The sequence below is a fragment of the Tumidithrix elongata BACA0141 genome (genome assembly GCF_036349135.1).
Lineage (GTDB): Bacteria > Cyanobacteriota > Cyanobacteriia > Pseudanabaenales > Pseudanabaenaceae > Tumidithrix > Tumidithrix elongata.
The window spans coordinates 24462-50396 of sequence record NZ_JAZBJZ010000012.1 but is presented as its reverse complement, the minus strand read 5'-3'; the positions used below and the strand labels follow the sequence as shown (position 1 = coordinate 50396).

Below are 25935 nucleotides of genomic sequence, written 5' to 3'. Positions count from 1 at the left end.
CCTTTAACTCAAAACGAGTTGTTTTAGGTTTGCCTCTAAAGTTTTCAAGAGTTCGTGTTCCAAGTATGGCTTGGTCAAATAGCCGCTTGCCCCAAACAGCTTAGCAAGAGAACGATGTTTCTCACCACCGCGAGAAGTTAACATCACAATGGGCATCGTTGATTGCGGATGCTCGTGACGGAACTGATTGAGAAATTCAAACCCATTCATACGAGGCATTTCCACGTCACAAAATGCGGCTTTAATGTTGGGCTCCAGTCTGATTTTCTCAAGGGCATCGCGACCATCGATCGCTTGAACCACGCGATAACCAGATTTTTTTAAGGTCAGTGCCAGTGTTTGTCGGGCTGTGAGTGAGTCATCAATTACCAAGATGGTCGGTACAGAGGGGCTATAGGTGGTATCGCTCGGTGGAATTGTAACCTTATTGAGATCCTGCTCGGAATCAGTAACCGAGGAAATGGATTCAAGCTCTGCTGGTATAGAAGGCTGTGCATAGACTTCTCCAGAATGCTTGAGCCATTTTGCAATCAGTGCCGAACCATCTACTACTGGCACTAAAGAGCCATCGCCCAAAATTGTGCAACCATATAGGTAGGGAGGCGGCGCGATCGCTTTACCAAATGGCTTGATCACAAGTTCTTGCTCGTTAAAGATTTGATCTACTTCTAATGCGAGAAATTGATTGCCTGCTGAGATAATCAGTAGTGGCGTTTTGTTCGCGATCGGCAGAGACATAGAACGAATCTGCTCTTCAGAGTTTTTTGGTAGGGGATAGCGATGGTCAAAAGCAGATTGGGGATACATAGGGATCAATTCATCCTGATAGCGATAGAACTGCTGCCCTTGAATGGTTTGAATCTGATCTTCGCCGGCGGTAACAATCGATAAAAGTGTATCTACAGGGATTGCCATCAGATTTACACCTACACTAAAGACCAGCAACTTAGCGGTAGTGAGGGTAAGAGGCAAGCGGATCGTAAATACCGTTCCTTTCCCTAGTTCGGAGTCGATCGTGACACTGCCTTTTAATTTGATAATCTGCTCGCGCACAGAGGTCAAGCCCACGCCTCTACCAGAGATCTCGCTGACTTTTTCTGCGGTCGAAAAGCTAGGAGAAAACAAGAATTCGTAAATCTGAGCTTGAGAGGTTGCATCTGTGGGAGACAGAATTCCTTTGGCGATCGCGGCAGCCCGAACTTTTTCTGGATCGATTCCTCTGCCGTCGTCTCTGATTTCAACAAAGGTTTGATTGCCGCGATGGTAGGCACGCACTTCAATGGTTGCCTCTGAGGACTTACCCTGTTTCACCCGAACATTTGAAGGTTCCGTACCATGATCGAAAGCATTGCGAATCAGATGCACGAGGGGATCGTACAACTTTTCTAGCATGGCTTTATCTACAAGCGTAGCACCACCACTAATCGACAACTTGACTTGCTTACCATATTTGGTAGACAGATCGCGCACCATACGAGGAAAGCGACTGAGAATTTCATTGAGGGGCATCATTCTTGCCCACAACAGGTCATTCCGCAATTGCTTGAGAGTTTGCTGTTTTTTGCGTTGGGTGTTTTGAGCCTGCATCGCGAGCAAATCCATATCTCGAATGGTTTCACCCATTTGCGCCATTTCTTCGACGGACTCTTGCACGAGGGTATAAATGTAGCTGTAAGAGTCCATTAGCAGTGGATCGAAAGTTGCTAACTCAGGCAGCATTGAGAGAGACGTACTAATCTGCTCGCCACCTGTTACGGGTTTCTGGCTTCTGACTTCAGTCTTTTGACTGCTATCAATCCAGCTTTGTAGTTTTTTGGTTAATTCTTCAAAATGATCGGAACGGCGTTGTAAATTGAGCAACATGCCTTGCAACTGTTGGCTTTGCAATGAAGAGCTATTCTCTTGGGTTACGAGTTCCCCTGCAAGGTTGTTTAAACGTTCGAGTCGAGATAGATCGACACGAATCGCTTCGCTCATCTGAGGTGTCGGCACCGACTGGGCTTGTTCTTCTTGCTTGGTGGTAGATTTGGCTTTGACCTGATTTGCAATTAGAGAATTAGCTGGAGTATCAGGTTTAGAGCTACCTTGTTTGAGCAGGGTTTCAATTTTGAGGTCTGTATCCTGTTCCTCTGTTAGGCTAGGAATAGTTGGGAGTTTTTGAGCAAGTTGATCTAAACTAATGAATTTTTCTTCAACGGGTTTGTTTTGTTCGGTACTTGCAACGGGTTCTATGATTTGATTGGGGACAAGCTGTGTGGGTGTCTCAGCGCTTGTATCTTTAAGGATCTGGGCTTGGTTGGCAATCTCTAAATCTTGGACATTCTGGTCGGAAAGAATGAATGCGCTCAAATCTAGTGCTTCGGATTCTTCTGTGTCTTCAGAATCGCCAAACACTGATTCTAGAGCACTAAAATCTAATCCAGTATCAAGATCGCTCTCACTGTCGGATGTTACAGAAGTGATTTCGATTACTTCTATCTCCTCAAAATCATTCTCCTCCTCTAATGATTCGACAATTGATTCCAGTTCGTAATTTGTCTCGATGCCAGTCTCTTGCCGAACAGGATTTTCAATCTCTATATCCCAAGGCAAATCATCTGCCCGATCGCTCCCGTCCTGAAAACCATTTGATGATTCGCTAGGAACTTCGGCGATTAATTTATCTGTTGGCTCTAGGATTGGCTGGGAGATTGCCGTTACTGGGATTTCCTCAAAAAATCCAGCGGCAGATTCTGGACTCTCCTCAAGCATATCTTCAAGGACATCCTCAAAAAATCCATGGGTGGATTCTGGACTCTCCTCAAGCATATCTTCAAGAACATCCTCAAAAAATCCACGGGTGGATTCAGTAGGTTCTTCAGGGATTTCCTCGAAAAATCCATGGGTGGATTCTGTAATTTCTTCAGGGATTTCCTCGAAAAATCCATGGGTGGATTCTGTAATTTCTTCAGGGATATCCTCAAAAAATCCATGGGTGGATTCTGTAATTTCTTCTGTTAAAACTGCTTTAAATACATCTTCTAATGCCGAACTGGATAGATCGTCCTCGCCACCAAGGTCAAAAGTAGAGGCTAGATTTTCTGCGATCGCAGAGGCACTGGCAAGCATGAGCAAAGCCTCACTGGGAACACCCCCTCGATCTCGATCGCCTGCTAAAACTGCTTCTTGGGCTTCTTTGAAATTATCGATCGCTACTTGTCCCACTAAAACAGGCTCGTTGGGATGAGTATCTAGGGCGAGTAGGGTCTGCTGTGCGATTTCTGAAAATCCAGGCAAATTGAGTAGTTCACCAATACCTGAAAACACTTCTGCCTGCGCTCTGATTTCACCAGAGACCTGTTCTTTTTCAGGGCTATTTAAAATTGCTTGCAGACGATCTAAGCCCTGAGCAACATCACTCGAAAATACGACTTGGGCAATATCAAAGCCTAGTTCCGCAGAGGTGGGTAGCTCGACATCTGCATTGAAGTTATCTCCAAACAAAGATTCGATCACAGCAAAGATGGGTTCGGCTTTTTCGATCGCAGCTTCGACATCATGCTTACCTGTTTGAATTTGCTCGACCAGAGGCGATCGCAGGCAGTCATAAGCTTGTAGCAAAATTTCCTCAATATCGCGATCGATCTCAAGATCTTGGCGATAGAGCGCTCTAAAAATATCTTCTAAACGATGAGAGATACGCTCAATGGCAGGTAACCCAATACTGGCAGCGCCCCCTTTGATCGAGTGAGCCGCACGCATGAGGCTATGAATTTGCGGAGTTTCGTGCTCTGCTTGAAGGTTGAGTAATCCTTCTTCGATAATTTGCAGAAACTCTAGAGCTTCTTGACTAAAGTATTGATATGCCTGGTCTCTAATTTCAGGATCGATGGTATGCATGATATCCCCACTATGGCGCGATGCGATCGCCTGTTAGTTAATAGCTTATTTAAGTTAATTTGAGTTCGGGTTACCTCTCCCAACCTCCCACTTCCAAAAGTCGAGAGAGGGGCAAGAAGAAATTTTTCTTTTTCTTAGCCCCTCTCCTTGCAGGAGAGGGGTTGGGGAGAGGTTTCGGATAGCTCGATTTAGCTGAGTTTAAACTGACCCACGCTGACTTGGAGCGCTTTTGCCACTTCTAGGAGTTGTTTAAACGAACTCGCTACCGTTGCTGACTGCTCCGAGGCATCTTGGGCGCTGGTTGCCACATCTTGCATGGTTTGACTCACCGATGCCGAAGTTTGCGTTTGGGCTACTGCTGCCAAAGAGATTTCTTGGACGAGTTTGTTTACCTGGGCGCTCACTGCCGAGATTTGACTCAGCTTTTGGCGTGACTCTTCTACCAACTGCGTTCCCACAACCACCTGCTCTGTACCTGCTTCCATCGCAGCGACTACCTCGTTGGTTTGGGCTTGAATTTCTTCTACCAGTTGTTCGATATCTGCGGTTGCAGCAGCCGATTGTTGAGCGAGCGCGCGAACTTCTTCGGCAACCACCGCAAACCCTCTACCTTCTTCTCCTGCACGGGCAGCTTCAATCGCTGCGTTAAGTGCGAGTAGGTTGGTTTGAGCCGCAAAGTTACCAATCAGGTTAACCACCTTAGAAATTTTCTGAGAAGCTTCACCCAAGCGTTTGACCTTTTTAGAAGTTTCAGACACCGTTTCACGAATCGCAGAGATACCCGTTACAGTACGGTTCATGGCTTCGTCCCCTGCTTGTACCACAAGGTTAGATTTTGCCACCTGCTCTTCTGCCTGTTTGGCGCGACTAGCAACCCCCAAAATCGATTCGGAAATTATCTGAATTTGGCTCAGTGCGTTGGTAATCGATTTGGCTTGGCGACCAGACTCGGTAGCTGCACTGGCTACAGCCATTTCGTTACCCTGTGTGGTGGTTACTACAGATTGCGAAGCCGTTTGCACCTGCTCGACGATCTGGCGCAAACTCCGAATAATCGAGTTGTAAGAGTCAGCCAGCGTACCAATTTCATCGGCGGTTACTTTTGCCCGAACTGTCAAGTCGCCTTTACTTACAGGGTCAACTTCCATCAGCAGCTCAAGCGCGCGTTTTTGCAGAGTTTCTTTTTCTTGGCGCTGTTGTTGTGCGGTTTGGTCGGCTTCTTGACGAGCTTCGACCCGTGCCACTTCAATTTGTTCTACAAAGGTGGCTTGCCCGATCGCAGAACCAGCTTGAGTAGCGAGTTGAGACATAAAGTCAATTTCATTATCGAGCCAAACATGAGTCTGGGTGCAATGATGTGCCACCAGCAGTCCGAACAGTTGATTTTGTTGCACGATCGGAACGACTAGATTTGCTTTGATCGCCAGACGTGATAACAAGGCTCTATGGTCTGGGTGATAATCGCGCTCTTGCATGTCATTGGTGGGTACGATGCGACCGTTGCGATAGGCGTCCAGTAGAGTCTGAGGAATACAGGGGTCGGTGGCTTTTTCAGCCAAGGCACTGGGGAGTCCGGGTGAGACTGCTTCGTGGGAAAGATAACCGCTCCAGTCAGGATTAAACCGATAGATCACCACGCGTTCTGCCTTCAGAGCGGTTTTGGCTTCATGCACTAATGTCTCTAAGATTGTGTTGAGATCGAGAGACTGCCGTAATTGAGATGCGATCGTCGCCACCAAATTTTTACGTTCGGCTGTGGCAGTTTGCTCGTCGATCAGGGTCTGAATCTGACTTGCCATGACGTTGATGTTCGTCCCCAACACGGCGAGTTCGTCATCTCCTGTAATCCCCTCAATGCGGGTATCGAGTTCGCCTTGTCCCAATTTTTCGACAGCTTCCGAAGCTCGAATAATCGGGCGCGTGGCACGGTTGACTAAGAAAGCCGCCAAAAGACCGACCAACAGAGCGGCTGCACCAGTACCAATTAAAAGAGCGTTTCTAAGTGCAATCTCAGAAACTAGTACTTTATCGGTTTCTGCCAAATAAGCATTACCCCAATTGAGATTAGGCATATCTTGAAATTGTGGGAGCTTGCTATAGGCTCCGATCTGTTCGACATTGCCACCATTCGAGATGTCATGGGTGACAAATTGTTTGGTCTCGCCCTTAGCATGGAGTTCGCGCAGTCCGGGGATATCCTCTAATGCATTACGACCGACCTGTTCTTTTTCTGCTGCCATAAAAAGGACGCCATCAGAGCCAAAAATGTGATAGGTGTCTCCCTTCTCTTCGCTACCATAATTTACAATCACATTATCCAAAGCCTTGATGGGCATACGGGAGCGCACGATGGCGATCGTCTGACCAGTAACAGCATCTTTGATCGGTGCAGAAAAGAAGATACTGACTTCTTTCGTCACTTTTGAGATTTCAGGCTGACTGATGTAAGGCTTACCTGTCGTGAGGGCTGCTTGGAAATAAACGCGTTCTTTAATATTCGGAAGAGCCGCTGTAGAACCAGCCTGCACGATCAGATTGCCATCCGTTCCGAAAACTGCAATGCTATCGTAAACTTTGTAGGAGGTTACGAAGTATTCCAATGCCTCTTTTCTTTGCTGGGGAGTTGTTGTCGATCCAGACACCTTGAGATCTCTTAACACGTTCAGACCTGCCAGTACCTGGATGTCACCATAGCGTTCAAACATAAAGCGATTGATCTTGTCGTTGATTTGAATCGCTTGTTCCTCTTGGGTGTCAGAGACCTCTGCTCGCAGGGCGCGACTAGAAGTCAAGTAAGCAATTGTACCCGTTGCAACAATTGGTAAAGTCCCGATCGCGATCGCGAGTAATGTTGCCTTCAAACGCAGACTCAACCCAGATCTGCGTTTTCGCATTTTTGGTGCGATCTCAGCAATCGGTTCGGTTAAAGGCAAGACACCATTTTCTTCATTGCTGAGTTCTGCAATCTTACCGTTGCTGCCCTTCCCATTCATGAGCTTGGTGCTGTTGTTTTTGCTCTTTTTATTGTTATCTGTAAGCATTTCTAACTCCTTGATTCGTACTTAAAAAGTGGTTTGTAATCGATCTGTAACGGAAGCTTCTCTTCCCAAATTTGGGTTGCCAGCTTCATGCATTCCTAATGCTTTCGCAGTCCCATTTTCCGACTCAGAAACCTAGCAGCCTGACAAAGCTGAAAACTATTGGAAGGCACGAACTAAAGCATCACCATTCAAAACCAACAAGGTTTCGCTACCCTCAAGCCAGCCCGTTTCATTGAGCCAATATCCACGTAAAAATTTCCCCATCCCCGAATTTGCGATCGTCGCAGGAGCTGGCAAAATCTGCTCGGATTCGCACCATAGCATCTGCCCCACTTGGGTCACCGCTAACCCAATGGCTATGCCCTGCGATTCCCTCTGGGATGCATTCTGCCGCACCAAAATTACACTACAGTTGGTCTGGGTATACCCAGACCGATATATGGGCTCAAAGCCCATCAAATAGGCAAGATCGACAACCCATAAAACTTCACCCCGCCAGTTGCAAACCCCCATCACGGTTGGTGCTACGTCAGCGATCGCGGTAATTTGTCCCAACGAGAGATTGAGAATCTCTACCAGTTGTCGCGTTGCTAACATCACCTTTTGGGTGGGTGACACTGAAAAAGTTAAAAACTGCTCAGAGTTAGCTTTTTGACTAGTTGAGCCAACTTGTTTGGGGGGTGAACTAGTCGTCGAACTGGTTGTTTTCAGGGGAATAGCCATAGATTCTGTGCCTGCCTTGCTAGCTTTGATATTTAACTTTGAGCCTTAAACTGACTAGCCTTTTACCCAACTTTTTGATAAAGCCTTGAGAGAAAGTGCTGCATCCCGCAGAAAATCACTAAATCAACCGCTTTATTTCACTATTTCACCAAAAGCTTCACTGTCCGAATCAACTCCTCTGGATCGATCGGTTTGGTGATGTAAGAAGAAGCCCCCTGCTTCATGCCCCAAAATTTATCCATCTCGCCACTTTTGGTAGAACAAAGCACGATCGGAATATCTTTGGTGTCTGGACTGTCTTTGAGTTCGCGACACAGCTCAAACCCACTCTCACCGGGTAAAACTACATCCATCACAATTACATCAGGCTTTTGTTGAGCGAGTTTTACTTTGGCATCTTCGCTACTGGTTGCAACAGAGGTTGTAAACCCAGCTCCCCGTAATGTACCTGTGATGATTTCAGCTTGAGTTAGCGTATCTTCTACAATTAAAACCGTTGCCATTGCGAAATCTCCGTAAATAATTCTAGACCCTGAAAATAAAATCCTAGCGAAAAATTGATACGACTAAAACGAATGCCTCCTTTAAAATTTTGCTCCAAGTAGCTAACTACTTTCTAGATACTTTTCCACAATTTGAACCACCTTTGCCTCTTCGGGGGGTTTACTGAGAAAATCAGAAGAACCCGCCATTTTGGCTCTGACGCGATCGATCACGCCGTCATGCCCTGTGAGAATCACGATCGGGACCTCACGAAAAGCAGAGGTTTTGCGTAAAAAAGAGCAAAGCTCGTAGCCATTAGAGTTGGGCATGACCAGATCGAGAAAGATCAGGTCAGGTTTGTTTTTTAACAAGGTGCTGACCCCTTGCAATGGATCGAGAATATTTAATACCTCGTACCCAGCTTTATTCAAAATTCTTGTCATCTCCATCCCAATCTGGGGACTATCATCAATACAGGCAATCAAGCCTTTTTTGGTCTCAGGCTCTGCTTCGACTTGCGGGGCAACTGGAGAAGGCAAATCTGGCGCTTCTCGTAAAGCAACAATGCCATCAATCACGAGGGGTAAAAGCGATCGCATCACCGAAATATGCGATCGATGCATCCTGATCGACAAGTCCCAAATCGTATTGTTGCCATTGAGCAACTTGACCAGCATCTGATGCGCTTCTGTGGAAAGTGCCTCAGCTGCCACCATGGCTTTTAAGCGATCGGGTGCAAGTATCACAGGCACGAAATTTAAAGAAAAGCCCGGAATCATATTTTGTACGTGACCTAGACCCGCATCAAGCCATTTTTGTCTTGCTTGTAAAGCTCCTTGCAAAATTTGCTGTGAAGATACCAAGACGAAAGGCTGTTGAGGATGTCTATTTTCAGTCCAAGTTGTTACGAGTTCTTGGCGACTAATAACGGCATAAAAGACTTCTTGAATACAGCCAAGAACGAGCATTTTCGCTTTTTCTTGCTCGATCAGTCCTTGCTTGAGGGCTTGGTTGACAATAAAAAATTCCCAAGGCTCGCTGGGTTCGCCAAATTTAGTCAGCCATTCATCTAGTTTGGCGTTAGGGCAATTTTGTCGCAGGGATCGATAAAATCTTCTAACCCGATGGCTACCACCCGTAGCATAGACCAGTCTTCCCAAATAGAAGTAAAGATAGTAATGAACTGACGGGTTTCTTTCCGAGAAAACAACAAGTTCACCAGAGCTACGCTCATCTTGGATTAGCTTCAGATGAGGAGCGATTTCTATTGTCGATGTAGCATCTGTATCCATTAGACTTACTTCAAAACAACTCAGGAACCCCAACAGCATGAATCAAAGAAGATTCACAAGATTTTAGCTTTGTCTCGGAAAATAAAATACTTGTTTCAAAGAATACATAGAGCAATCGCACGGTACAAGACAACCTTTATGTTTCTCAACCTCTACCCTGAGAATAGGATTGAAGCAATAACTTAACTTATTTCTCAAGCTATACAGAGTTATACAGTGCGATCTAACTTTAGAGCTATGGTTGTTGCACAGCATCACCCAACTAGGTGAGCTTCAAACTATCCTATATATTAGTGCCTAAATTTTGTTTTTTTTCAGGTAAACCCTCAGCATTATCACTTAGTCCAATTTTCTAGCAAAGATAAAAACATTTTCTGTAGTCTAGAACTGTTATTGGCTAAATTTAATAAATTTAATCGAAGTAAATTTTAGATTCGGCTAATTTTAAACTCAATATATATTATTTGGTATTTTTTTATTGTTTTTTGGGTTTTGAGCGATCGCACTTCGACAGTCTACATTTATCAGGAAATCGCTCATTTCTTAATAGGCTCATTTCTTATAGATAGTTGAGTCAATAATTTCAAATTGATGGTGGTTAGCAAAGCGAATGGTGTCAGCTTTTACGCCTCCGATACACTCTTCTACTTTAAATTCGACTCTGTATTCAGGAATTGCCTGTTCGGCACATAATGAGGCAGTGATTTCAGTATCTTGAAGGTTAAATCGAAAGCAAATTGGAAACAACAAATTGTTTTGAATGCGCAGATCTTTATAACCATAGACAACCGTAGCATCAGATCCTAGGGGCGCAAACCGCGTTTCGGCTGTGTATAAGTCTCGCGAGTGGGGATATCGCTCGATCGCAATCAGTCCTGCTTTGAGCGAGAGAAAGTACAACAAACCTGATAACTGACATAATCCTCCCCCTACATCGGCACTGAGTTCATCTCCCAAGATCGCGCGCCCCTTCTGATAGCCTTTGCTTCTATCTGGTTTTCCAATCAGGTGCCAAAATGAAAAAATCCGCTCGGGATGAATCAGCACGTTCTCAACCCTTTGAATCGCGATCGCAAGGTTATGCTTTTTACTCTCTGAATAACTGGTTGGGTAAATTGCTTGGGCGATCGTAATTTGGGGCTGAAAAGATTTTTGCTGTTCGGGACTCAGCTGATTAAACTCGACAAATTGATGGGATAGTCCTGTAGAGCGATCGCGTAGGTGTCTCTGCACTAATTTGAGGCGCACTTTCAGACCAAATGGGACTAAATGCTTCATAGATTCATCGTTAGTATGAATGAGTCTAATCATAATCAGCAATGCGATCGCTTGAAAACCCTAAGATGTCATGGTTGACAGGGTTTATTCTTGAGATTCTCTATATCTTGTGGGCTTTGGTAGCCAGCGCTGGATTTGCTTCTGAATTTGCTTAAGTAGGTCGGGTGTAATGATACCCTGTGGGAAAAAAATGCTCCCTAGTACAATCAACAATCCAAAAATAATCAAGCGACCCGCACTCAAAAATTGTGCCAACCAAATTGGGATACCTGCAATGCCAGCGATCGCGCGCAGAATTTCAGGCAGAGCTGTTAAGACCATACCGCCCACCACAGGCCCAATAAAAGTTCTAGAGCCACCAATCAGCACAAAAGCTAAATAGGTAATACTGGCATCAAAGGTGCCTTGACGGGCATTCCAAGTATTGAGAAAGTGGGCACTGAGCGCCCCAACTATCCCCGCTAACACTGCCCCCAAGGTAAAGGACAAAACCTTGTAATAGGTAGGATTTATCCCCATGGCATCAGCAGCCAGCTCATCTTCACGAATGGCAATCAAGGCTCGACCGACTCGGATGCGTTCGAGGCGATACATAAACACCATGCTGAGCGCCAGTAAAGGCAGTGCAATCCATAAATACTCTATGGGCGTGCGAAAGGGCTGCGGAATATCAAAAATCCCCACGGCGCCGCCCGTAATCTCTTGGGTCTCCGAGAAAATTTGTAAGATGCGTACAAATGCGATCGTCGCGATCGCCAAATAAATGCCCCTCAAACGCAAAACTGGAATCCCCAGCACGATCGCCAAGAGCCCTGAAACGACACCAGCAATCAGCATCTCTAAAAACAGCAGGGGCATTGAGGAAAGCTGACCTGCGGCAGGCACGCTCACCCTGATGGAGATAATTGCGGCAATATAGCCACCCAAGGCATAAAACCCCGGCGTCGCTAAAGAGAGCTGCCCCGCCATCAAGGGTAAATATACGGAAATCCCCAAGATCGCACCCAGCACCATCTGCACAATTAAAGAACCATAGGTATTAAAAAAATCTGCCATTGTTTATTGCGATTAAAGGGTTGCAAGTGCGGTTTAAAAAAGTTGTAGCTGCTGGGCAGGTTGAGCGAGTTTTGTCCAAGGCAACGCGGGCACAGGTAGGTTTTGCTGCTCTAGCATCTGTTGAAAATAAAGGGCATTGTGGGGCGATCGCTCTTCAATCGGGCAGTGCATAAAGAAATAAATGCGTTTGTTTTGCTGCAACCATGTTTCAATCCAAGTTGCCCATTCCGCTAAAAAAGGTTGGTTATAGGAGCGATCGGGATGGCTGACAAAGCGCACAAAACTAAAATCTGCAGTCATGCTGATTTGAAGTGGCAGTCTAGGTTTGCGCCGTTCGGAGGGCATCGATTCGGGTAAAAAAGGTTCGGGAGACTCATAAATCGGTCGAGAGTCTAGTAAGACACGTCCAATGCCAAACTGTTGTAGGGTCTCAGTCAGATTGCTAGCATAGGGTTCGCGAAACCAAGCAGGATGACGCACTTCTAAGGCTGTAGCATAACCACTTTGAGATAGCGCCTTGAGAAACTGGGTGAGATCGTTGGTATGGGCAGGGCTGTAACTGGGGGGTAGTTGGGCAAATGTAACCCCTAAGCGATCGCCTAAGCCACCCATTAATTCTAAAAACTTGAGCACCTCAGGAATCATCGGAACCAGAAGTCCCTGATGGGTAAGAGCCTTAGGAATTTTAGGGCAAAATGTAAATCCTTGGGGTGTTTCGGCAGCCCAACGCGCCACAGTGTCTTTGTTAGGCGTTACATAAAATGTTGTATTTCCCTCTACAGTCGTGAAGCGTTGGCTATAGAGTTTCAAAAAATTTGTTGGTTGACTTTTGGGTGGATAAAAATCCCCAATCCAACCCTTATAAGCCCAAACAGCACAGCCCAGAAAAAAATTAGGCGCAAAATTATCCACAGCTAACTAGCCTTTCACTTGGCTGAGCAGTTGCTTGATAGTTTTGAGTAACTCTGGTGGATGATAGGGTTTGGTCAAATAAGCATCAGCCCCCTGTTTCATTCCCCAATATTTATCAAACTCTTCACTTTTGGTCGAACACATGATCACGGGTACATCTTTTGTGGCGGCATTATTTTTAATCCAGCGACACAGCTCATAACCATTCATCCGAGGCATCACAACGTCTGTTACCACCAAATCTGGCGTCGTCCCCTTCATCTTTTCAATGGCTTCAGCCCCATCCTGGGCTTCGATTACATCCATGCCTTGCTGTCTCAGTTGACCTGAAACCATATCCCGCACCATTGCACTGTCATCTACAATCAGAATCGTCGCCATATCTACCTTCCTGCTAAACCTACTTTAGCGTTGACGGGATGGGCTAGCTCACTCATATTGCTTATATGCCTGATTTTCGCCGCCAACATATCTACAAGTCTTTGTTTTTCTAAAATATTAAGTCTTAAATATTAATCAGCATACACGACATGCAATCCCCGTCTAGTTGCATATACAACAACCAAGTTTATTTATGAAGTGCCTTAGCAAGGGTCAATCATAATATGCTGTACGCCTCTAGTAGAACATCTGAGAAATTATTGATCGACAGTATAACAGAATGCAAATTACAACAGGATGCAAATTTTCTAGTAATCCATACTTGCGTAAATTCGTTTTTCCCATGCTCCAAGTCAAATAATTCATTCAGGTAGCTTTGAGTAATGTCAATTATTACGGTAGAAGGTTTAAGTAAGCTCTATCCGATCGCGGTCAAAGAGGCAGGCTTTGCGGGCACGCTCAAGCACTTTTGGAAGCGCACCTATCGCACGGTTGCCGCTGTACGGGATGTATCCTTTCAAATTGAGCCCGGTGAAGTCGTGGGTTTTTTGGGCCCCAATGGTGCAGGAAAAACCACAACCCTAAAAATGCTAACGGGACTGATTCATCCATCGGCTGGGAAAGTGCGCGTTGCAGACCACATCCCCTTTCGACGAGAGTCCAAGTTTTTGCAAAAGATCACCTTGGTGATGGGACAAAAACAGCAGCTTTTATGGGACTTGCCCGCATTAGACTCGCTCAAAATTAATGCGGCGGTATATGGCATTCCTGACAAAATATTTGCTTATCGCTTGGCAGAACTCACCGAGATGTTGAAACTTGAAGACAAACTCAGCCAACCCGTGCGTAAGTTATCTCTGGGCGAACGCATGAAAGCAGAGTTACTGGCAGCGCTGCTACATCAGCCCCAGATCTTGTTTATGGATGAGCCCACTTTAGGTTTAGATATCAATGCTCAAGTGGCAGTACGCGATTTTTTGCAGCAATATAACCAGCAGTACGGAGCTACGATTATTCTCACCAGTCATTACATGGCAGATATCACAGCACTCTGCCGTCGCGTGTTACTCATCTATGAGGGAGGACTGATTTACGATGGCAGTTTAGAGGGGTTGCTAGAAAAATTTGCCCCCTATCGCGAAGTGCGAGTTGAACTGGCACAGTCTATTCCCGAACTTGTGGCGGCTCAGTCTTCTGCGCTGTTATCTGGGCTGCAAACCTATGGAGAACTAGCCAGTGTGGATGGGCAGTCCGTCAGGTTTTTAGTACGACGAGAGGAACTTACCAAGACGGTATCGCGAATTTTGGCAGAGCTGGAAGTGATTGACCTGACCGTCACCGATCCCCCCATTGAGGAAGTGATTGGTCGTGTATTTCGAGCAGGTAGCGTGTCATGAATCATATCTTTCGGATCGCGAAAGCCTTGCTTTCTGTCTACTACGCTCATATGGTTGAATATCGAGCCGAGCTGATCTTGTGGGCATTGTCCAATTCTCTGCCATTTATTCTGATGGGAGCTTGGATACAGGCATCGCAAACTGGAAGCTTTGGCTTTACCTCCATAGAGTTTGCCCGTTATTTTTTAGCCGCTTTTATCGTGCGCCAGTTTAATGTGGTTTGGGTAATTTGGGACTTTGAGAAAGAAGTCATATCAGGACAGCTCTCAAATCGCCTGCTGCAACCCCTCGATCCGTTTTGGCATCATTTTGCCGGTCATGTTGCCGAACGATTTGCCCGTTTTCCATTTATTGTCGTGCTGGTTGGATTGTTTTTTGCTCTCTACCCGCAATCTTTCTGGATTCCCAATTTAACCACGGTACTGACATTTATCTTTGTGGTCGCGATCGCCTTTTGTTTGCGTTTTTTGACTCAGTACACCTTTGCCCTATTTTCTTTTTGGACAGAGCGAGCCAGTGCGATCGAGCAGTTTTGGTTTTTGTTGTATTTGTTTCTCTCAGGCATGATTGCACCTTTAGATGTTTTTCCCGCCACCGTACGCGCCGTGTTGGAATGGACGCCGTTTCCTTACATGATCTATTTCCCCTCGGCTTTACTGATGGGCAGATCCGTTAACGTGGTTCAAGGCGTATTGGTGATAGGTGCTTGGACATTTCTTTTCTATGTGCTCAACCGCTGGCTATGGCGACGCGGACTCAAACATTATTCCGGAATGGGAGCATAAACAAAGATGAGTACAGAAAATTTCTACGCGGAACTGCCGATGCTAGAGAAGTTTACCGATATTACCTACGGTAAAAACTTTGTCTTTGTCCCTGATGACTGGTACGCGATCGTGACGGATATTACTATGTCAACCAAGGCGATCGAGGCAGGCAAATACAAGAATGTCAATTTATTGGGTGCATGTTCGATTATTGCGATTTTGAATGTTGCCCAAAATATCGAGATTCCCTTTGTGTTTGGTGGAGATGGGGCTTCATTGCTCATCCCACCATTGCTAAAGGATGCTTGCGAACGAGCGCTATTGGCAACCCAAACCCTCGCGCAACAGGAATTTCAAATGGAGTTGCGTGCGGGGATAATTCCTGTGTCTGCGATCGCGGCAGGGTATGAGCTGAAAATTGCCAAACTCCGCATTTCAGAAAACTACAGTCAAGCAATTTTGCGGGGTGGAGGCATTACCTATGCCACCCGTTTGGTTAAAGATATTGCCACTACAAATTTGTATTGTCCAAAATCGAAAGAAAGCCCTCCTTCGGCTGATTTTTCGGGCTTGGAGTGCCGATGGAAAGACATCTTAAGCCGCCATGGCGAGATTCTCAGTCTGATTGTAATTGCTACAGCACCGAGCGAAACGCAAGTGGATGCGATTTATCGAGAAGCGATCGCCCAAATCGAAAAAATCTACGGGAGAGAACAAGATCTCCATCCTGCGTTTCAACAAGGATTGCACCTTGCGTTTCAAAAGGAGCAACTTCTACCTGAGACGCGAGTGTTTACCAAATCTGGAAACTGGTTGCAAAGACAGTCTTACATGCTCAAAATTCGCTTAGAAAATCTATTAGGCGTTATCTTCGTTAAATTTAATCTCAAGGTGGGTGGCTTTGAGTGGGGAACCTATAAACAGATCGTATCTGAAGCGACGGATTACAAGAAGTTCGATGATGGTTTGCGCATGGTGATTTCAGGTAATGCGAGTCAAAGAAAGAAGTTAGTTATTTACCTTGATAAAAAGTTTAAAGAAGGAAGATTGGTTTATGGATATCATGTCAGCGATCGCGCCCTAATGACCTGTCTGGTCTTTGAACGGAACGGTCGCCAAGTTCACTTTATCGATGGAGCCGATGGTGGCTATGCCCTCGCTGCCAAAGAAATGAAAGATCGATTAAAATCCTAGACATAAGTATAAACTGCGGAAAACCGCTTAGGATCGTGAACTAAATTACCTGCAATTCTAATGGTGTAGAGTCATTATTTTAGAATGCCCATTATTTCTAAAGAACAGCACCTTAATAAATCCACGATCCTTATGACAACCCAGATCGTTCAACCCACAGCAATTCCTTGCGTGCTCACCAGACCTGTTTCACAGTACCAGATGGGTCTTGATGAATATAATGCTCTGGATTTTTTCAGTATTAAATCGGGTATAGACAGCATAGGCTGTGGTTTCATCTTGCGTTTGAATTGAGGCGACATCAACATACTGATCGCTCCCTTCTTTAGTTTGGGTTACAAGTACTAGCTGAGGCACTCAGCTCTGCTTGGGGCGATGACTCCAATTAACGTTTAGATTCTCGGCTGTACCAAAGCAAAGTAATGCTCGCAAGAATTTTATAGGTAGGGAGAATTTACTTGTCCCCCTTTTTCAAGGGGGATGCCCGATCGGGCAGGGGGATCAAACCCCTCGGTTCAACAAGTTGGCTTGCTTTGATCCGCAGTCCTTGCCCCGAATTCACGTTAGGTAAATAGGGCAGTGGACTATAGCAGCAGAAAGCGATAAACCTGAAGACTTGTGAAAAGTTGCCCCAATTTAGAGAATTGGGGTGTTATCATACGCTGAACGCTAGGAGTGTCTGGGTAATCACCAGGCTGAGAAAACATCCTTAGAACCTGATTCGGCTCACACCGGCGTAGGAAAGCAAACAATTAAGGAAATTCTAAATTTTATGACTGGATCAAGCAATCATTCTGCTCCAACTCGTCGTGGCGCATATCGCGGCACTCAAATGCACTGTGCGCGTCAAGGAGACATCACAGAAGAAATGTACTACGTGGCGTGGCGAGAAAACTTACCCGTTGAACTTGTACGTTCAGAAGTCGCCAGAGGTCGGGCGATTATTCCAGCCAATAAAAACCATACCAACTTAGAGCCCATGATGATTGGGATTGCCTCTAAGTGTAAAGTCAATGCCAACATCGGGGCATCGCCCAATGTCTCAGACTTAAGTGAAGAAGTCGCAAAGCTAAATCTGGCTGTGAAGTATGGTGCGGACACCGTGATGGACTTGTCCACAGGTGGCGGCAATCTTGACGAAATTCGGACTGCAATTATCAATGCCTCACCTGTACCAATAGGTACAGTACCCATCTACCAAGCCTTAGAAAGCGTCCACGGCAAGATCGAGAATCTAGCCCCAGAGGATTTCTTGCACATCATTGAAAAGCAAGCCCAGCAAGGGGTTGACTATCAGACCATCCATGCTGGCATTTTGATCGAGCATTTGCCTCTCGTCAGAAATCGGCTTACAGGCATTGTTTCCCGTGGTGGTGGTATTCTAGCGCGATGGATGTTGCATCACCACAAGCAAAACCCCCTTTACACGCACTTTGGGGACATCATCGAAATCTTTAAGCGCTATGATGTGTCTTTTAGTTTGGGTGATTCTTTACGTCCTGGCTGTACCCATGATGCATCGGATGATGCTCAGTTGGCCGAACTCAAAACCCTTGGTAAGCTAACTCGTCGGGCTTGGGAGCATGATATTCAAGTTATGGTTGAAGGTCCCGGTCACGTACCGATGGATCAGATTGAATTTAACGTGCGCAAGCAAATGGAAGAATGCTCCGAAGCTCCTTTTTACGTGCTAGGACCGCTGGTTACCGACATTGCACCGGGATACGATCACATTACCAGCGCGATCGGGGCAGCAATGGCAGGTTGGTACGGTACGGCAATGCTTTGCTACGTCACCCCTAAAGAACATTTAGGTCTTCCCAATGCTGAAGATGTGCGTAACGGCTTGATTGCCTATAAAATTGCCGCCCATGCTGCGGATATTGCCCGTCACCGTCCGGGCGCACGCGATCGCGATGACGAACTTTCCCGCGCTCGTTATAACTTTGACTGGAATCGTCAGTTTGAGCTATCTCTCGATCCCGAACGGGCGAAAGAATACCACGACGAATCCCTGCCTGCTGATATCTACAAAACCGCTGAGTTTTGTTCTATGTGCGGGCCTAAGTTCTGTCCAATGCAGACCAAGGTAGATGCGGATGCTCTTACTGAACTAGAGAAGTTCCTCGCGAAAGAACCAGTAGCACAAGTATAAAGGGAAAGGCAACGTAGGGACAATTCATGAATTGCCCCTACGTTGCCTGCTGGTAGTTAAGGAGAAATCGCTTACCATTCGCGGTAAAGCTTTTCGGCATAAAACATAATCTCTTCGTTAGGCAGTCGGATTTTAGGTTTATCTCTAGGATAAAGGCTTTCAAGCGCAAGGCTATCTTGCTCGACAACCGTACCAACAGCTCTGAGAAACGACTCCTTTAACAGAACTTTTAGGAAGGAATATTTCAATTGTGCGAATGCCAAGACAAAAGTTTTAGTTCTATTAGCGGTTTCAGGGTAGAGAATATGAACTTGGGCGACCTTACCGATCGCTGTCTGGGTTTCAAATACTGTCGTTGAGGGAAAAGCGTATTCTAGATAGCCCCGATAGACTTTAGGAACTGTGAGCAAAACAGGGTCGCGCAAAATTTCACTGAGACTATTGCTGGCCCTATATAAATCTTGGGTGACTTTGGTGTAATACCCATTCTCTTCAAACTGCGGGATCTCATTTTTGGCGATTCTAAAGAGTTCGCGATGGGTTCCATTTTGGTGATTAAAGTCATAGTTGACCATGAGGGAACTCAAAAAATCTGACTGAATGCTTTTTTCTCCTGCTACACCAATAAATTCAAATTCATCGACGATATGTTGGTGTACCTCTGGAATCGGTAATCTTGGCGCAAATCCTCCATAGGTCCAGACGCAATCGTTGGAAACAATTAGCTCTAAAGCCTGAATCAGGGGCTTCGCTCCCGATTTGGAGTTGGGTTTGCCTTCTGCGCAGAGCCTTCCACGCGTGTCAAACTCTAGGGCATGAAAAGGACAGGCGATCGCATGGCCATCCTGACAAATCCAACCCTTTGAGAGGGGAGCTTGCATGTGAGGACAGATATTATCGAGGGCAAATACCTCTCCTTGGGAATTTTGCCAAAGTACATAATCTTTTCCTTGAAAAGTAATCTTATGGGGCTGGTTTATGCCCAGCATAGAGCGATGTGCGATCAACCAAGGAGCACCTGCGAGAATTGATTCCATTTCATTCTCCAAATTTATGGGTTTAAAAACGTAGAATATAACGTGACATATTATTCATGTTTAAAAAATATGACAGATTCCTCGTGTTTGTCAACTGGTTTCTTGACACTGAATTTTTTAGGACTATCAAGTAAGCAATGCGCTCGATCGCTATGACTTTTGACAGGAATCTTACGACGATGCGTCGCCAACCCAAACAAAAGCGCAGCCAAGAACGCGTAGAGAAAATTCTAAAAGCTGCGGCTGAGGTGTTTATCGAAGTGGGCTATGAAGCTGCTACAACCCATACGATCGCAGCAAGAGCAGGCACGGCGATCGGTTCTCTCTATCAATTTTTTCCTGATAAATTGGCGATTTTTCATGCGCTCGAAGTTTGCCACATGGAACAGGTGACTGCCGTGAATGCCAAACTCTTAGTGCCAGAAATTACCTCGCTGCCGATCGAGCAATTCATTCAGATCATGGTCGAAACCCATGCCGCCTATTTTCAAAACCCGATTCCACGCATTGTTTACCTTCAATATTTCATTACCCCTGAGATGTTTCAACTGTTTGACGATCGCTATGTGCGTCAACTGATTGAGACGATGGCAAACTTGCTGCGATCGCGCAACCCCACATTAAATCCCCAAAAATGTGAATTGATGGCTGAGGTTTGTCACTATTGCTATAACACGGTTTTGCTGCAAGCACTGCGCAGCGACGAAGCACATCAACAAAAGCTGTACGAAGAGTTGCAAGCCCTGTTAGTGTCCTATTTAAAACCCCATGTCGAGCCTGTTTCTTTAGAGGGCAACCCTCAGATTGAGAATGACAAGGTAATGAAAGTAATGATATGCCCTCGCTGTAACTCTAACCGCATCTCAAAAAATGGTCATCGCCATGGAAAACAACGGTTTATTTGCAAGGACTGCGATCGGCAATTCTTACATTGAGCCAGCCAATCTCTCTCTTAAAAAGCCGATCGGGTTTGGTATTTAGATGCAAATAGACATCGATCTAGATTTTCATTCAGCTCTAACTGATGCCAATTTTTGGTATTAGGAGCACATCAGTGGAATAAGTTTAAGCAATAGATTGCCAATCGAGCGCAGTAATGAATCGGCTTAGATGCGCTACGTTAGTGGTTGCAACTATTGCTTCTACAGAGTCATTACTGAGAAGACGTGCTTGAGCCGCCAGAATCACATCTCCATCTAATGCCTTGGGGTCTGCGGTAGGTTGCCCAGTTTGTCTTGCCTCTGCCCACAAACTGGCAGCTAGCAACATCGTATCTGTCTGAATCGGAGCATATTCAAGAGCTTGCTTCAAATTATCCAGACGACGTACACTCCGCAACAAATTTGCACGGAGCAATTCTCGACGAACTTCATAGTCTGCGATTTCTGGAATAACAACCCGTTCTCCTCGTTGCAAAAGTGATTTTAGCCACATTTGACAAGCCAGCGTAATCCCCTCGGCTTTGGGATTTGTTACCATTCCTAGTGGACCTGAATCCAGTAAGATCAGTCGCGTCATGGGAACAAGGGACGATTAGACAATCGATCTTCGTCAAGAGCAGTTTTCAAAAAATCCCAGGTCATTTGCTGTTCAGATGTATCTTCGTCATCATCAAGCCAAGAATCTAACAAAGCGATCGCCGCTTGATTTTTTTGTGCTTGCTCGGCATTGACAACGGGTGAGGTGGCTGATGGAATTTTCTGCCGAAACTGACGTAAGGCACTCAGTAAATCTGCCCAATACTCTCTAGGAGTTGCTTCAATTTCATAAAGTAGCAATTTGAGAGAGGTTGTAGTCGCGCCAGAGCTGTTTACCATAGAGCGAGATTGCGATCGAAGGTGATTAACTCGATTTTAACGCAAGTATTACAGGAGTTGTAGAACTTGTCTAAATTTGATTGATTTTTAATGTGGGCTGAGCCAGCCAACCTTTCGGTTTCCCTACTAAAATAGCTGACTCGGTTTGATATTTGGATGCTATTTCGAGCACCACAGGTCTAGATCTGGACTTCCATAACGTACGCTCGCTTCATTCCCATAAAACGATTCTGACCCTTGGCAGACCTCACACTCAAACAAAAAAGAGAACTCAAGAAACAACAACGCGAAAACCGATATTGTTGTTCCTATTGTCTAAATTGTTCCTGTTGCGATTCGCCGAACGACAATTGATTGCATTGTTGTTCCACGAGCCACCCCGCAGAGCGCTATCGATCTACACCCTCTCTGGCTTCTCAATTGTTGATGCTAGATCTAGATTGAGAGCGCCAAATAACTGTTGCTGCAATTGCCATGTATCTCCGTGTTGCAGATGTCCTTTCCAAGCTTGCAGAGAATTGTAAAGATTGCTGATTTTATCTTTTCCTACTTTTACATTTCTGCACATACATTTTATCCGCTTTCTGCCATGACGAACATTTTTAGAGAGTACGCGGATTCTTTTGGGAAGGATGCGAAATCCCACAAAATTTGCACCATGTTTTGTTTCAAATATCTGAGTCTTTTTAGGATGAAGTAGTAACCGTAGATTTACTAAATAATTTTGAATTTCTTGATGGGCAATTTCTAATGAATTTTTGTCGTCTGAGAAAAGGGCAAAATCATCAACGTAGCGCAAATATTTTTTAATTTTCAGATTTTCTTTGACAAATCGGTCAAACTCATTGAGGTAAATGTTGGCAAAAAACTGACTGGTTAAATTACCAAGCGGTAAGCCTTTACGTCGTTCGAGTGGTGTGAGCAAGTCGTCATTTGGAAAGTAATGTAGAAATGGTTCTTGTAAATTGCTGCGATCGATAATTGCGTCTATTAACCAAAGAGTATCTACACATTTGATTTTTTTGCGAATGGTTTGTTTCAGAATCTGATGATCGATGCTAGGAAAATATTTACTCAGATCGCATTGCAAAATATAGCGACTGGAACGAGCAAACTCAGTAAACTTTCTGAGGGCTTTGTGAGTCCCAAAACCGACACGATTTGCGTAAGAATCTGCGATGAAGGAACGCTCAAAAATGGGGGTAATGATATTACATAAAGCGTGATGAACCACTCTGTCGCGATAGGGTGCAGCAGAGATTTGACGAGGTTTGGGTGCAATAATCTTAAAAACTGTATACTCACCTGGCTGATAAGTTTGGGAGATTAGTTCTTTTTGGAGCGTAATTATTTCGTTTTCTAGCTGGAAATTAAACTCTAAAACATTGGGGCGAAAGCGCTTTCCTTTTTGGGCTTTTTTGGTTGCGAGCAGAATATTCTCAAATGTGATTATTTCTCGCCAAAGATTTCCAGATCGTTTCATTTTTTATCTAATTTTTTGCTGTTTTAACCATCCACCAATTTCTGAACCAATTTCGTGCAACGCTTGGGTAAAATATTCATAACGATTGGTTGAGACTAATTGCAAGTCGTGTAGCAAACGAATTTGATATCGCAGAATATCCACTGTCGCCGTTAGCTCTTCTAATAAAAGAATTTTGTCTTTGCGATAACGTGCTACGATTAAACTATCCAAAAGTTCGTAAAGAGAATTAACAATTCTGTTTCCCATCAAGAATTTTTGATCTTTTGGTAATTTGTTGAGGATAGGAATTGTCCATTTGATCAAATCGTAAGTTTTTTGAATTACAGGCAGCTCAGACATAAAAATTCCCTAAAATCCAAAAAACAAAAAAAGCGCCTTTGGCGCAAACCGAGCGCAAAAGAAAAAGAGCAAAGTGCAGAGGGCTAAAGAGCAAAGAAAAAGAAGTCCTCACACTCAAACAAAAAAGAGAACTCAAGAAACAACAACGCGAAAACCGACATTGTCGAGCCTAAAGTCTAAATAGTACCTGCCGCGATACGCCGAACGACAATTGATTGCACAGTCGCCCCACGAGCCACCCCGCAGAGCGCGTCTTGATTGATCGCCACCATTGAGCCAAGGTTTTCCATCGGTCGGTGCGCCTTGATAGTTTTCATGCCACACATCTTCGCACCATTCCCACACATTGCCGTGCATTTGATATAAGCCCCATGCATTTGGGCTAAGACTTCCTACATCGACAGTTTTTTGTCTGTATTCACCTTTTGGCACATCGCCATAGGGATAATTGCCATTATAGTTTACCAACTCAGGTGTAATCGTTTCGCCAAAATGAAAGGGTGTGGTAGTTCCCGCCCGACAAGCATACTCCCATTCTGCTTCGCTAGGTAGCCTTACATTCTTTTTTGTTTTTTCAGAGAGCTTCTTGCAAAACTCTTGACAATCTTCCCACAAAACGCCCACCACGGGTTGATTTTTGCCTTGAAACTTTACATCATATTTCTCTGATGGCTTGGTTCCCATTACAGTTTCCCATTGAGAATTTGTAATGGTATATTTTCCCATCCAAAACGATGGAAGTATCACCTCATGAATTGGCTGCTCATCACTATCTTCATTACTTCCCATCATGAATTTCCCCTCAGGTATATTCACCAGATCGAGAGTCACTCCTTTCCCTAAATCCAAACGAATATACTGAACCTTACCTTTCTTACGCTCTAACTGAACTTTGGTGTTACTACCAAGCCCAAGAAAACCGCTGCTTTCTTTTACTAAGCGAACCTTGTTGACAAACTCAAATTCAAACTCTTGTTGAGTAGGTTTAGCCTGATGTTGCCGGTTCAGACGTTCTGCTTCCATCTGATGCATCAAACGTACATCCTCTTCAGCTTTCTGTCTCAATTGTTCTAACATCGAAGACTTATTCTCTTGCACCTGTTGACGCTTCAGTCTTTCTGCTTCTGCGGCTTGTTGCTGTTTTAAACGTTCTGCCTCTTCATGCTTTTGGGTTTCCCCTAATTGCTTCTCATATTCAACTTGTCTCGGCGCAACAATTCTATTCGCGATCTCTTTAATATCTTCTTCTCGCAAGCCGAGATGCTTTTCATAGTCTTGCAATTCAGCCTGCATCACTTCGCCAAAAGGAAACTCTTCTGCGATCGCTTCCAGTAAAGTTTGCTTGTATTCCTCAAGTTTTTTGGTATATTCCTGATAAGGGCGCAAAACCTCACTGACAATTGCTTCTGCCTCCAGTTGATTTATTTGCAGTTCTCCCTGTCGCCGAGATAAAAAGCTTTTTGCGATCGCTGAAATCTTTCCGTTACTGCGACGAACAACTGTTTCAACTTCCTTCCGAAACTTGAGTTTGGGATCGCCTTGGGCAGCTTTTGCCAACACAATGCGATAGCCTTCTTTGACTGGATAAAACTCTGGCGACATATTATCGTTTGTGCTTTTGACCTTATCCCGCACATAGTCATACAAGTCCTCAACCGAAATATCCTCATTGTCATTCTTTGCGGCAGCCCCCGTTTTCAGACCCTCCACCAAAAAATGCGTATAGAGCGATAACTCAAACCCTTCCTGCTCAAACGCATATTGGGTCGAACTCGATGCAGTCAAAATCGCTCGACCTTCGCCACCCAGTTTGGGTAGCACATTCACAGTGCCAATATCTTTCATCGGCATTCCCTTTGGAAACGCTCCACTATGGCAGCAGTCCAAAATTATCACTTGGCGTTTAGATCTGCTCTGATTCATCGCCTTATGCACGTAGTCCGAGGACAAAGCGGTTGGGGGCAATTCATCTTTGATCGTCGAAAGCCCTGTGAAATAAAAGTCACTGCGGCTATCAGTTACGCCATGCCCTGAGAAATAAAATAGTAGCAAGTCATCGGTTTTGCGATCGGCAAACAGTTTGTAAATTGCAGTTTCGATCGCCCCTTTTTCAACATCCTTTAAAACCGTCACATCTGACTCAGCAAAGCCACCCACTTCAGGGTTTAGCAAAACTTCTCGCAGCGCTTCTACATCCCGTACCGCACTGGGCAAAGGATTGAGTCCAGCCGTGTAGTTACTATTGCCAACCAGTAGCGCGTATCGCCCCATGCTTACTCTTTATTCTTTTTATTATGCTTCTCGATAAACGCTTCAATCTGTTGTACTGCAAATACTAACTCTTCTTTAGAGTAGGCGCTAGCCTTCATTTTTGTACCATCCGTCTCAGCCTCAATTACGATCGGCTTGTTGCCCAAGCGATCGCCTAACCAGCCCAAAGCCTTTTTAGCATTTGCCGCAGTCACCTGAGCCGTCAGCACGCCGACTAAAAAGCCACCCACACTTTTATTCCCATCAGGTGGATTGGGGTCGCGCACGCGATCGACGGCTTCGATGTCGCTGCGATCGCTCAGTTCTTCTAGCAACCGCACCACTTCTTCGTCAAGCTCTTCATTCGTCAGATCGGGATCGGTAAACGTAATGGTTAAAGCAATCATCGACAATTCCTTCGGTAAAATTAGCGATTTTCAAATCAATA

At 45.0% G+C, this 25935-nt stretch carries 23 protein-coding genes and 1 riboswitch; of the genes, 5 read left to right on the top strand and 18 right to left on the bottom strand.

All coding sequences use genetic code 11. The annotated features are described in order from the left end of the window. Nucleotides 1-3: 3 nt before the first annotated feature. The 9 genes from V2H45_RS05010 to V2H45_RS04970 form a co-directional block, all read right to left on the bottom strand. On the bottom strand, nucleotides 4-3879 hold the full coding sequence (locus V2H45_RS05010) for a response regulator (protein ID WP_330482525.1): 3876 nt from the start codon (nucleotides 3877-3879) through the stop codon (nucleotides 4-6). A 188-nt stretch (nucleotides 3880-4067) separates the two neighbouring features. Continuing rightward, on the bottom strand, nucleotides 4068-6920 hold the full coding sequence (locus tag V2H45_RS05005; protein ID WP_330482524.1) for a methyl-accepting chemotaxis protein: 2853 nt from the start codon (nucleotides 6918-6920) through the stop codon (nucleotides 4068-4070). Between the two features lie 156 nt (nucleotides 6921-7076). Then, the gene (locus tag V2H45_RS05000; protein ID WP_330482523.1) at nucleotides 7077-7643 is read right to left on the bottom strand and encodes a chemotaxis protein CheW; all 567 of its coding nucleotides are present in this window, start codon (nucleotides 7641-7643) and stop codon (nucleotides 7077-7079) included. A gap of 140 nt (nucleotides 7644-7783) precedes the next feature. Next, a complete protein-coding gene (locus V2H45_RS04995) occupies nucleotides 7784-8146 on the bottom strand; it encodes a response regulator transcription factor (protein WP_330482522.1) in 363 nt (120 codons plus the stop codon). 102 nt (nucleotides 8147-8248) lie between these two features. Then, nucleotides 8249-9418, bottom strand: a complete 1170-nt coding sequence (locus tag V2H45_RS04990; RefSeq protein WP_330482521.1) for a response regulator — start codon at nucleotides 9416-9418, stop codon at nucleotides 8249-8251. 552 nt (nucleotides 9419-9970) lie between these two features. After that, entirely contained in the window at nucleotides 9971-10696 is a 726-nt protein-coding gene (locus V2H45_RS04985; protein WP_330482520.1) for a VanW family protein, read from the bottom strand. 84 nt (nucleotides 10697-10780) lie between these two features. Next, a complete protein-coding gene (locus V2H45_RS04980) occupies nucleotides 10781-11752 on the bottom strand; it encodes a branched-chain amino acid ABC transporter permease (RefSeq protein WP_330482519.1) in 972 nt (323 codons plus the stop codon). 33 nt (nucleotides 11753-11785) lie between these two features. Then, a complete protein-coding gene (locus V2H45_RS04975; RefSeq protein ID WP_330482518.1) occupies nucleotides 11786-12664 on the bottom strand; it encodes a DUF72 domain-containing protein in 879 nt (292 codons plus the stop codon). A 6-nt stretch (nucleotides 12665-12670) separates the two neighbouring features. Then, nucleotides 12671-13045 (bottom strand): response regulator transcription factor, encoded by a 375-nt coding sequence (locus V2H45_RS04970; RefSeq protein ID WP_330482517.1) that lies wholly within the window; start codon nucleotides 13043-13045, stop codon nucleotides 12671-12673. A gap of 383 nt (nucleotides 13046-13428) precedes the next feature. On the opposite strand from V2H45_RS04970, the gene V2H45_RS04965 reads away from it, so the two are divergent. The 3 genes from V2H45_RS04965 to V2H45_RS04955 are packed head-to-tail and all read left to right on the top strand — an operon-like array spanning nucleotide 13429 to nucleotide 16403. Next, nucleotides 13429-14442: an ABC transporter ATP-binding protein gene (locus tag V2H45_RS04965; protein ID WP_330482516.1), complete on the top strand. Its 1014-nt coding sequence runs from the start codon at nucleotides 13429-13431 to the stop codon at nucleotides 14440-14442. Beyond that, entirely contained in the window at nucleotides 14439-15227 is a 789-nt protein-coding gene (locus tag V2H45_RS04960; RefSeq protein ID WP_330482515.1) for an ABC transporter permease, read from the top strand. The genes V2H45_RS04965 and V2H45_RS04960 overlap by 4 nt, the downstream gene beginning before the upstream one ends. Nucleotides 15228-15233: 6 nt before the next feature. Beyond that, nucleotides 15234-16403 (top strand): DUF3095 domain-containing protein, encoded by a 1170-nt coding sequence (locus tag V2H45_RS04955; RefSeq protein ID WP_330482514.1) that lies wholly within the window; start codon nucleotides 15234-15236, stop codon nucleotides 16401-16403. 189 nt (nucleotides 16404-16592) lie between these two features. Here the strand turns inward: V2H45_RS04955 and V2H45_RS04950 are convergent, their stop codons facing one another. After that, on the bottom strand, nucleotides 16593-16760 hold the full coding sequence (locus tag V2H45_RS04950) for a hypothetical protein (RefSeq protein WP_330482513.1): 168 nt from the start codon (nucleotides 16758-16760) through the stop codon (nucleotides 16593-16595). 304 nt (nucleotides 16761-17064) lie between these two features. Then, nucleotides 17065-17163: riboswitch (TPP riboswitch) on the top strand. Between the two features lie 12 nt (nucleotides 17164-17175). Between V2H45_RS04950 and thiC the strand changes: the two genes are divergently transcribed. After that, nucleotides 17176-18558: a phosphomethylpyrimidine synthase ThiC gene (thiC, locus tag V2H45_RS04945; RefSeq protein ID WP_330482512.1), complete on the top strand. Its 1383-nt coding sequence runs from the start codon at nucleotides 17176-17178 to the stop codon at nucleotides 18556-18558. Nucleotides 18559-18629: 71 nt separating this feature from the next. On the opposite strand, the gene V2H45_RS04940 is transcribed toward thiC, so the two are convergent. After that, nucleotides 18630-19595 carry a Rieske 2Fe-2S domain-containing protein gene (locus V2H45_RS04940; RefSeq protein WP_330482511.1) on the bottom strand — a complete coding sequence of 322 codons (966 nt, stop codon included), beginning with the start codon at nucleotides 19593-19595 and terminating at the stop codon, nucleotides 18630-18632. 152 nt (nucleotides 19596-19747) lie between these two features. On the opposite strand from V2H45_RS04940, the gene V2H45_RS04935 reads away from it, so the two are divergent. Further along, nucleotides 19748-20530 (top strand): TetR/AcrR family transcriptional regulator, encoded by a 783-nt coding sequence (locus V2H45_RS04935; RefSeq protein WP_408648729.1) that lies wholly within the window; start codon nucleotides 19748-19750, stop codon nucleotides 20528-20530. 130 nt (nucleotides 20531-20660) lie between these two features. Here V2H45_RS04935 and V2H45_RS04925 read toward each other — a convergent pair whose 3' ends face one another. From V2H45_RS04925 to V2H45_RS04900, 7 genes are all read right to left on the bottom strand, one after another. Then, entirely contained in the window at nucleotides 20661-21113 is a 453-nt protein-coding gene (locus V2H45_RS04925) for a PIN domain-containing protein (RefSeq protein WP_408648728.1), read from the bottom strand. Next, nucleotides 21110-21412 carry a hypothetical protein gene (locus tag V2H45_RS04920; protein ID WP_330482509.1) on the bottom strand — a complete coding sequence of 101 codons (303 nt, stop codon included), beginning with the start codon at nucleotides 21410-21412 and terminating at the stop codon, nucleotides 21110-21112. The genes V2H45_RS04925 and V2H45_RS04920 overlap by 4 nt, the downstream gene beginning before the upstream one ends. Before the next feature lie 271 nt (nucleotides 21413-21683). Further along, entirely contained in the window at nucleotides 21684-21797 is a 114-nt protein-coding gene (locus tag V2H45_RS25530) for an SUMF1/EgtB/PvdO family nonheme iron enzyme (RefSeq protein WP_408648730.1), read from the bottom strand. A 12-nt stretch (nucleotides 21798-21809) separates the two neighbouring features. Beyond that, entirely contained in the window at nucleotides 21810-22895 is a 1086-nt protein-coding gene (locus tag V2H45_RS04915; RefSeq protein ID WP_330482508.1) for an RNA-directed DNA polymerase, read from the bottom strand. Nucleotides 22896-22898: 3 nt separating this feature from the next. Beyond that, entirely contained in the window at nucleotides 22899-23237 is a 339-nt protein-coding gene (gene avd / locus V2H45_RS04910; RefSeq protein ID WP_330482507.1) for a diversity-generating retroelement protein Avd, read from the bottom strand. A 132-nt stretch (nucleotides 23238-23369) separates the two neighbouring features. Continuing rightward, nucleotides 23370-25508 (bottom strand): caspase, EACC1-associated type, encoded by a 2139-nt coding sequence (locus V2H45_RS04905; protein WP_330482506.1) that lies wholly within the window; start codon nucleotides 25506-25508, stop codon nucleotides 23370-23372. Nucleotides 25509-25510: 2 nt separating this feature from the next. Further along, a complete protein-coding gene (locus tag V2H45_RS04900; RefSeq protein ID WP_330482505.1) occupies nucleotides 25511-25894 on the bottom strand; it encodes a hypothetical protein in 384 nt (127 codons plus the stop codon). Nucleotides 25895-25935 lie beyond the last annotated feature (41 nt).

Bases quoted from the DNA above. Each gene is read 5' to 3' on its own strand.
- V2H45_RS05010 (WP_330482525.1), bottom strand. From the start codon at position 3,879: ATGCATACCATCGATCCTGAAATTAGAGACCAGGCATATCAATACTTT.
- V2H45_RS05005 (WP_330482524.1), bottom strand. From the start codon at position 6,920: ATGCTTACAGATAACAATAAAAAGAGCAAAAACAACAGCACCAAGCTC.
- V2H45_RS05000 (WP_330482523.1), bottom strand. From the start codon at position 7,643: ATGGCTATTCCCCTGAAAACAACCAGTTCGACGACTAGTTCACCCCCC.
- V2H45_RS04995 (WP_330482522.1), bottom strand. From the start codon at position 8,146: ATGGCAACGGTTTTAATTGTAGAAGATACGCTAACTCAAGCTGAAATC.
- V2H45_RS04990 (WP_330482521.1), bottom strand. From the start codon at position 9,418: ATGGATACAGATGCTACATCGACAATAGAAATCGCTCCTCATCTGAAG.
- V2H45_RS04985 (WP_330482520.1), bottom strand. From the start codon at position 10,696: ATGAAGCATTTAGTCCCATTTGGTCTGAAAGTGCGCCTCAAATTAGTG.
- V2H45_RS04980 (WP_330482519.1), bottom strand. From the start codon at position 11,752: ATGGCAGATTTTTTTAATACCTATGGTTCTTTAATTGTGCAGATGGTG.
- V2H45_RS04970 (WP_330482517.1), bottom strand. From the start codon at position 13,045: ATGGCGACGATTCTGATTGTAGATGACAGTGCAATGGTGCGGGATATG.
- V2H45_RS04965 (WP_330482516.1), top strand. From the start codon at position 13,429: ATGTCAATTATTACGGTAGAAGGTTTAAGTAAGCTCTATCCGATCGCG.
- V2H45_RS04960 (WP_330482515.1), top strand. From the start codon at position 14,439: ATGAATCATATCTTTCGGATCGCGAAAGCCTTGCTTTCTGTCTACTAC.
- V2H45_RS04955 (WP_330482514.1), top strand. From the start codon at position 15,234: ATGAGTACAGAAAATTTCTACGCGGAACTGCCGATGCTAGAGAAGTTT.
- thiC (WP_330482512.1), top strand. From the start codon at position 17,176: ATGACTGGATCAAGCAATCATTCTGCTCCAACTCGTCGTGGCGCATAT.
- V2H45_RS04940 (WP_330482511.1), bottom strand. From the start codon at position 19,595: ATGGAATCAATTCTCGCAGGTGCTCCTTGGTTGATCGCACATCGCTCT.
- V2H45_RS04935 (WP_408648729.1), top strand. From the start codon at position 19,748: ATGACTTTTGACAGGAATCTTACGACGATGCGTCGCCAACCCAAACAA.
- V2H45_RS04925 (WP_408648728.1), bottom strand. From the start codon at position 21,113: ATGACGCGACTGATCTTACTGGATTCAGGTCCACTAGGAATGGTAACA.
- V2H45_RS04920 (WP_330482509.1), bottom strand. From the start codon at position 21,412: ATGGTAAACAGCTCTGGCGCGACTACAACCTCTCTCAAATTGCTACTT.
- V2H45_RS04915 (WP_330482508.1), bottom strand. From the start codon at position 22,895: ATGAAACGATCTGGAAATCTTTGGCGAGAAATAATCACATTTGAGAAT.
- avd (WP_330482507.1), bottom strand. From the start codon at position 23,237: ATGTCTGAGCTGCCTGTAATTCAAAAAACTTACGATTTGATCAAATGG.
- V2H45_RS04905 (WP_330482506.1), bottom strand. From the start codon at position 25,508: ATGGGGCGATACGCGCTACTGGTTGGCAATAGTAACTACACGGCTGGA.
- V2H45_RS04900 (WP_330482505.1), bottom strand. From the start codon at position 25,894: ATGATTGCTTTAACCATTACGTTTACCGATCCCGATCTGACGAATGAA.